Annotated in this window: 6 protein-coding genes; 4 read left to right on the top strand and 2 right to left on the bottom strand. The window is 62.7% G+C overall.

Annotated features, from left to right (window positions below):
- Nucleotides 1-126: 126 nt before the first annotated feature.
- On the bottom strand, nt 127-777 hold the full coding sequence (locus tag OZ411_RS31985) for a CoA transferase subunit B (protein ID WP_130582135.1): 651 nt from the start codon (nt 775-777) through the stop codon (nt 127-129).
- A gap of 18 nt (nt 778-795) precedes the next feature.
- Nucleotides 796-1,503, bottom strand: coding sequence for a CoA transferase subunit A (locus OZ411_RS31980; protein WP_282531143.1), 708 nt, complete (start codon nt 1,501-1,503; stop codon nt 796-798).
- Between the two features lie 257 nt (nt 1,504-1,760).
- Between OZ411_RS31980 and OZ411_RS31975 the strand changes: the two genes are divergently transcribed.
- The 4 genes from OZ411_RS31975 (at nt 1,761) to OZ411_RS31960 (ending at nt 7,133) form a co-directional block, all read left to right on the top strand.
- Nucleotides 1,761-3,710: an AsmA family protein gene (locus tag OZ411_RS31975; RefSeq protein WP_282531142.1), complete on the top strand. Its 1,950-nt coding sequence runs from the start codon at nt 1,761-1,763 to the stop codon at nt 3,708-3,710.
- A gap of 138 nt (nt 3,711-3,848) precedes the next feature.
- The gene (locus tag OZ411_RS31970; RefSeq protein WP_282531141.1) at nt 3,849-5,237 is read left to right on the top strand and encodes an ABC transporter substrate-binding protein; all 1,389 of its coding nucleotides are present in this window, start codon (nt 3,849-3,851) and stop codon (nt 5,235-5,237) included.
- Between the two features lie 178 nt (nt 5,238-5,415).
- Nucleotides 5,416-6,285 carry a sugar ABC transporter permease gene (locus tag OZ411_RS31965; protein ID WP_282531140.1) on the top strand — a complete coding sequence of 290 codons (870 nt, stop codon included), beginning with the start codon at nt 5,416-5,418 and terminating at the stop codon, nt 6,283-6,285.
- On the top strand, nt 6,282-7,133 hold the full coding sequence (locus OZ411_RS31960; protein ID WP_130582139.1) for a carbohydrate ABC transporter permease: 852 nt from the start codon (nt 6,282-6,284) through the stop codon (nt 7,131-7,133). The genes OZ411_RS31965 and OZ411_RS31960 overlap by 4 nt, the downstream gene beginning before the upstream one ends.
- Nucleotides 7,134-7,135 lie beyond the last annotated feature (2 nt).

Here is a 7,135-nt window from a genome sequence, read left to right as displayed (position 1 = left end):
AACGCCAAAGCACGCGAGGCGCGTGCCGCTTACGCCAATGCAACTTGACAATCCAGATAGTCGCTCATCCGGCGCGCATTGCATGCGCGCCACCTTCTCCCACAAGGGAGAAGGGAAGAACCATCGTCACGTATTCTTCAGCGCCACCCGAAACTCGGCTTCGGTCTTGGACTTGACCTCGTCGAGCGTGACGCCGTCGGCGAGTTCGACCAGCGCCATGCCGTCCTTGCCGTGCTTGTCGATGGTGAAGACGGCCAGATCAGTGACGACCATGTCGACCACACGTTCGCCGGTCAGCGGCAGCGAGCACTGCTTCAACAGCTTCGCGCCGTCCTTGGCGGAATGCTCCATCACCACGACGACGCGCTTGACGCCGGCGACGAGGTCCATGGCGCCTCCCATGCCCTTTACCATCTTGCCGGGGATCATCCAGTTGGCGAGATCACCATTCTGGGCAACCTGCATCGCGCCGAGGATCGAAAGGTCGATATGACCGCCGCGCACCATGCCGAAGGAATCGGCGCTGGAGAAATAGCTGGTCGACGGCAATTCGCTCACCGTCTGCTTGCCGGCGTTGATGAGGTCGGCGTCCTCCTCGCCCTCATAGGGGAACGGACCCATGCCGAGCATGCCGTTCTCGCTCTGCAGGCTGACGTCGATCCCCTCGGGGATGTAGTTCGAAACCAGCGTCGGGATGCCGATACCGAGGTTGACGTAATAGCCGTCGCGCAGCTCTTTCGCAGCGCGCGCCGCCATCTGTTCACGGGTCCAGGCCATGGGACTCTCCTGCTAAATTTAGGCTGCGGGGCGCGGGCGGGTGTTGCGGAACTCGATCCGCTTGTTGCCCGTGCCGACCTCGACGATGCGTTTCACGAAAATGCCTGGCGTGTGGATGTGATCGGGATCGATCTCGCCGGCCGGAACCAGATGCTCGACCTCGGCCACCGTGATCTTCGCGGCCGTCGCCATCATCGGGTTAAAGTTGCGCGCGGTCTTGCGATAGACCAGGTTCCCGGCGGTGTCGCCCTTCCAGGCGTGGATAATGGCGAGGTCGGCGAACAGGCCGCGCTCCATGATGTATTTCTCGCCGTCGAATTCCTTCACTTCCTTGCCCTCGGCGATCAGCGTGCCGACACCGGTCTTGGTGTAGAAGGCCGGGATCCCGGCACCGCCGGCGCGGATGCGCTCGGCCAGCGTGCCCTGCGGATTGAATTCGAGCTCGAGCTCGCCGGCGAGATATTGCTGGGCGAACAGCTTGTTCTCGCCGACATAGGAGGAAATCATCTTCTTGATCTGCCGCGTCTCCAGCAGCCGGCTCAACCCGATACCGTCGACGCCGGCATTGTTGGAGACCACCGTCAGGTCCTTGACCCCGGAGTCCCTGATCGCATCGGAGAGGGTTTCGGCGATGCCGCAGAGGCCGAAGCCGCCCGACATGATCATCATGCCGTCCTTAAGGATGCCGTCGAGTGCCGATTTGGCGTCGGGATAGACCTTGTTCATGGAAGAGGACCTGATGGAGGGGCATTGGCAGCCCGAGGGCGCGGACGGCCGTTACAGACCGGGATTATTAGGCGAAATCTTCGCAATGCGTCAATGACGCCCCGTTTCGCCATCTCACCTGCCTACAACCTCGACGATGGCCTTGAAAGCGTCAAGAAAACCCTTCAAGTTGCGTGGCTTGGCAGGGGCGCCCAGTGCGCCGCCCGTTTTATTCGAATATCCGATCACCTCAACCCGACCTGGATATGTCACTGACGATGGCCCAAGGAATGAAGCGCCTGGGGATGCCGATTGCGGCGTTTTTCGGCCTCGCGCTGCTTGGCCTGATCGGGACATCCTGGTTTCTGAACCGGGACGCCCTGCAGCAGGCGGTGGAGGCGCAGATTCGCGCCGTCACCGGGCTCGACCTCGTCGTCAACGGCCATATCGATGTGTCGGTGTTCCCCGGCAGCTATGTCTCGTTCCATGATGTCGGGCTGAAGGGCGGCGGCACCATCGACCCCGCGCTGCGAGTCGACGTGCTGACCGCCAATCTGCGCCTGCTGCCGCTGTTGCTGCGGCGGTTCGAGATCGCCGACGTGATGATGCTCCGGCCGCATATCCATGTCATCAGGGACGGCAAGGGCGACAGCAACTGGACGCCGTTCATCGACACGATCGCGCGCGCGATGAAGCCCGGTGCCGAGAACCAGATGTCGTTCTCGGAGATCCGCATCCAGGACGGCATCCTCAATTACGAGGATGAGAACAACCATGTCAGGGAGCAGCTCGGCGATATCGACCTGTCGCTGGCCTGGCCATCGATCTCGCGTTCCTTTGCCGCAACCGGGCAGTTCGACTGGCGCGGCGAGCGCGTCGACGGCTCGATCAGCGCCAGCGACTTCATCGCGCTGTTGTCGGGCGACCGCTCGGGGCTGAAGGCGCGGCTTGCCAGTGCGCCGCTCAAGCTCGCCTTCGACGGCACGGTCGCCAACCGGACCAGCCTGATGATGGAGGGCAACGCCACCATCGACAGCGTGTCCTTGCGCAACGCGCTGCGCTGGATGGGACAGGCCCCGCCTGGCAGCGGCGGGTTCGGCCGCTTCACGCTGAAGGCGCGCACCAATCTTGTCGGCGGCTCGGTGGCGCTCACCAATGTCAATGTCGAGCTCGACGGCAATGTCGCCGAGGGCGTGATGACCTTTGCCAACAATGGCAGGCAGACGCTGCAGGCGACGCTCGCCGCAGGCAACCTCGATTTCACGCCTTATGTCTCGACCTTCCGCCTGCTCGCCGGCGGCCAGCGCGACTGGAACCGGCAGTTGTTCGATCTGAACGCGCTCTCCGCCACCGACCTCGACATGCGGCTGTCGGCAGCGCGGGTGACGGTCGGCTCGACCAGACTCGGGCGCACCGCGCTCGGCGCCAATTTGCGCGGCGGCACGCTGGCGCTCTCCGTCGCGGAAGCGCAGATGTATGGCGGCATCGCTAAGGGCTCGCTCGGGATCGCGCGCTCGGATGCCATCGCCGATGTGAAGGCGCAGCTCGAGTTCACCGATGTCGACCTGCAGGCCTGCGCCAGCGAATTGTTCGGCGTCAGCAAGCTCACCGGCCGCGGCAATCTCAACGTCGCGCTGACGGCCTCCGGCTCCAGTCCGTTCGGGCTTGCGCAATCGCTCGATGGCACCGCGACGCTGAGCGGTCATGATGGCGCGATCGCGGGCTTCAATATCGAGCAGCTCCTGAAGCGGCTGGAGCGGCGGCCTCTGTCCGGCGGCGGCAATTTCCGCTCGGGCTCGACGCCTTACGACAATCTGACGATTGCCGTGCGGTTCAATGATGGCGTCGCCACCGCCGAGAACATCCGCCTCGAAGGACCTGCGGCCAAGATCACGCTGACCGGCACCGCCTCGGTGCCGTCGCGGGAATACGATCTCAAGGGCGTCGCCAGCCTGAATTCGGCGCCGAGCGGCAGCAACGGTTTTGACCTGCCGTTCGTGGTGCAGGGGCCGTGGGACGATCCTTTGGTCTTCCCGGATCCGGAAAGCCTGATCCGCCGCTCGCCGGCATCGTCGCAGTTGCTCAAGGCGGTGAAGGACCGCAAGACGGGCGACACCGTGCGCTCGGTGATCGAGCGCCTCACCGGCGGCGCGCGGCAGCCGCCTGCCGATGCCGCGGCATCCCCGACAAGAGCGCCGACGGCGGCCGAGAACGCCAAGCCGAATTGAACCTTCAGACTTTCGTCGTGGTTCAAAGGCGAACCGTGCGACCAAGATTCCGACGCGCCATCTGGATCAGGCCGCGGCCATGCGCTAGTCTTTTATCCAACCGGTTAAAAAAACCGGCATCAAGAGAGGGAGAACAACGTGAAATCCAAGTTGGGTATTGCTGTGCTTTCTTTCGCGGTCGCCGCCATCGGGCTGATCCACGCGACCGCGCCGGCGATGGCGCAGGAGAAGAAGATCACGGTCTGGTGGGGCAAGGGCTTCTACAAATCCGAGGATGACGCGCTCCTCGAGGCGATCAAGAAGTTCGAAGCCAAGACCGGCATCAAGGTCGAGCTGTCGCAATACGCGATCCAGGACATGATCCCGAAGACGGTGGCCGCGCTCGATTCCGGCACCGTGCCCGACGTCGCCTATTCCGATACGTATGACGTGCAGGCCGGCGGCAAATGGGCGTTCGAAGGCAAGCTCGAGGACCTCTCCGACATCCTGCTGCCGATGAAATCGGCCTTCGCCCCGAACACGCTGGAAACCGCTTACCTCTACAACGACCAGACCAAGAAGAAAGGCTATTACGGCTTCCCACTGAAGCAGCAGAGCATGCACGTCCAGATCTGGGGCGACATGCTGCAGCAGGCCGGCTTCAAGCCGAGCGATATCCCGACCAAATGGGCGGATTACTGGTCGTTCTGGTGCGACAAGGTGCAGCCGGCGATCCGCAAGGCGACCGGCAACCGCATCTACGGCGTCGGCCAGCCGATGGGCGTGGAATCCACCGACTCGTTCCAGTCGTTCTACACCTTCATGGACGCCTATGACGTCAAGCTCGTCGACGACGACGGCAAGCTCCTGGTCGACGATCCCAAGGTGCGCGACGGGCTGATCCACGCGCTCAAGGATTACACCGACACCTACATCAAGGGCTGCACGCCACCCTCCTCGACGACCTGGAAGGACCCGGACAACAACGTCGCCTTCCACAACAAGACCATCGTGATGACCCACAACTTCACGATCTCGATCGCGGCGAAATGGTTCGAGGATTCGAACAACCAGGCACTGACGCCGGAGCAGCGCGCCGCCGGCAAGAAGGCCTATGAGGAAACCATCATCACGGCGTCCTTCCCGAACAAGCCGGACGGCAACCCGATCAAGTACCGCTCCGACGTCAAGACCGGCGTGATCTTCACCGCGGCCAAGAACAAGGCCGAGGGCAAGGAGTTCGTCAAATTCCTGCTGCAGGAAGAGAATCTCGGCCCCTATGTCGAAGGTGCGCTCGGCCGCTGGTTCCCGGTCACGGTCGCCGGCCAGAAGAGCCCGTTCTGGCAGGCCGACCGGCATCGCAAGGCGGTCTACACCCAGTTCACCGGCGGCACCACGCCGTTCGACTTCACCAAGAACTACAAGTTCACGATCCTGAACAACGAGAACGTCTGGGCCAAGGCCATGAACCGCGTCGTCAGCGAGAAGGTGCCGGTGGACAAGGCCGTCGACGAACTGATCGCCCGCATCAAGCAGGTCGCGGGCTGACACCTGCTTCTCCCTCTCCCCGCTCTTCGCGGGGAGAGGGTCGGGGTGAGGGGCTTTCTCCGCTGGCTCGAAACATATGAGTACGCGGAGAGTCCCCTCACCCGGATCGCATCTTGCGATGCGATCCGACCTCTCCCCGCAGGCGGGGCGAGGTGTACGAAATCGACAGGGATGAGTAATGGCGATCACGCTTTCCGATCATGCGATCCCGCGCCCGCCGCTGTCGGCGCGGCTGTCGACGCCGCAAGTCTGGGGCATCCTGCTGCTGGCGCCCTATCTGCTCGTGTTCCTGGCCTTCGTGCTCTATCCCGTCGGTTACGGGCTATGGCTCGCACGCCATCCGCAAAGCTATGTCGAGCTCTATCACGACCCGATCTTCGCGCGCGCCGCCGTCAACACGCTGATCTTCCTCGTTATCGGCATCAACGTCAAAATGCTGATCGCGCTGTTCCTGTCGGGCTTCTTCGTCCAGCAGCGCGCCTGGATCAGGTGGCTGTCGGTGCTGTTCATCCTGCCCTGGGCGGTGCCGTCGATCCCGACCATCCTGTCGGTACGCTTCATGCTCAATCCGGAATGGGGCGTGGTCAATCACATCATCTTCAGCTTGACCGGCGATGACGGTCCGAACTGGCTCAACGATCCCACGGTGGCACTGACCATGGCGATCGGCGTGCACATCTGGAAGTCGCTGCCGTTCTGGACGCTGATCCTGATGACCGGGCGGCTTGCCATCTCCAACGACCTGTTCGAGGCCGCAGCCGTCGACGGCGCGAGCTTTTGGCAAAAATTCCGCTACATCACCTGGCCGTCGATGCAGACGCTGTACATCACCTGCACGCTGCTCTCGATGATCTGGACGCTCGGCGACTTCAACAGCGTCTATCTCTTGACCGGCGGCGGGCCGGCCGACCTCACCCATGTGCTGTCGACACTTGGTATCCGCTATCTCCGGCTCGACCAGCTCAATCTGGCGATGGCCTCGATCGTTTGCGCGCTGCCGCTGGTGCTGCCACTCGTCTATTTCATGATGAAACGGTTGTCGCGATGAAGCTCCCTACCCTGCGCGAGATCGGCACCGAGGCCAAGCTGCTCCTGATCGGCATCCCCGTCCTGATCTGGACGTTGGTGCCGATCTATCACATGTTCCTGTTCGCGATCTCGCCGAAGGAGGACGCGTTCTCCGGCAAGCTTTGGCCCGATCATCCGACGCTGCACAATTTCGAGATCGTGTTCCGCCAGCAGCATTACTTCCTGCGTGACTTCTGGATGCAGTTCGGGAATTCGACCGTGATCGCGCTGGCGACCGGGGCGCTGACGCTATTCATCGCCACCACGGCGGCATTCTCGATCTCGCGATTGCGCGCGCCCGGCGGCCGCGCGATGATGAACCTGGCGCTGTTCACTTATTTCATCCCGGCGGCGTTCCTGGCCGTGCCGATGTACCGCACCATGGGCAATTACGGATTGCTCAACAGTCACTGGTCGCTGATCCTGGCGATGGTGACGATCGCTTCGCCCTACGCGATCTGGGTGCTGAAGCAGGCTTCCGACAAATTGCCGGTCGAGCTCGACGAAGCCGCGACCATGGATGGCGCGACCACGCTGCAATTGTTCCGCCTGGTCTATGTGCCTCTGATGATGCCCTCGCTGGTCGCGGTCGGCACCTACGCCATCCTGCTGGCCTGGAACGAATATCTCTACGCGTTCCTGCTGCTGTCGAAGGACACCGATATCACGCTTCCCGTCGCGCTCGGCAACTTCCTTGCTGCCGATGACTCGCCGTGGGAGCTGTTGATGACCACCGGCTTCATCTATGCGCTGCCGCCGGCCGCCATCTACTACGCCTTCAGGCGCTACATGGTCGGCGGCCTCACCGCGGGCGCGGTGAAGTCGTGACT

It is taken from the genome of Bradyrhizobium sp. Arg237L (assembly GCF_029990105.1).
Classification (GTDB): domain Bacteria; phylum Pseudomonadota; class Alphaproteobacteria; order Rhizobiales; family Xanthobacteraceae; genus Bradyrhizobium.
The sequence above is the reverse complement of the archived record's forward strand: the minus strand, read 5'-3'. Positions and strand labels throughout refer to the sequence as shown.

Bases quoted from the DNA above. Each gene is read 5' to 3' on its own strand.
- OZ411_RS31985 (WP_130582135.1), bottom strand. From the start codon at position 777: ATGGCCTGGACCCGTGAACAGATGGCGGCGCGCGCTGCGAAAGAGCTG.
- OZ411_RS31980 (WP_282531143.1), bottom strand. From the start codon at position 1,503: ATGAACAAGGTCTATCCCGACGCCAAATCGGCACTCGACGGCATCCTT.
- OZ411_RS31975 (WP_282531142.1), top strand. From the start codon at position 1,761: ATGGCCCAAGGAATGAAGCGCCTGGGGATGCCGATTGCGGCGTTTTTC.
- OZ411_RS31965 (WP_282531140.1), top strand. From the start codon at position 5,416: ATGGCGATCACGCTTTCCGATCATGCGATCCCGCGCCCGCCGCTGTCG.
- OZ411_RS31960 (WP_130582139.1), top strand. From the start codon at position 6,282: ATGAAGCTCCCTACCCTGCGCGAGATCGGCACCGAGGCCAAGCTGCTC.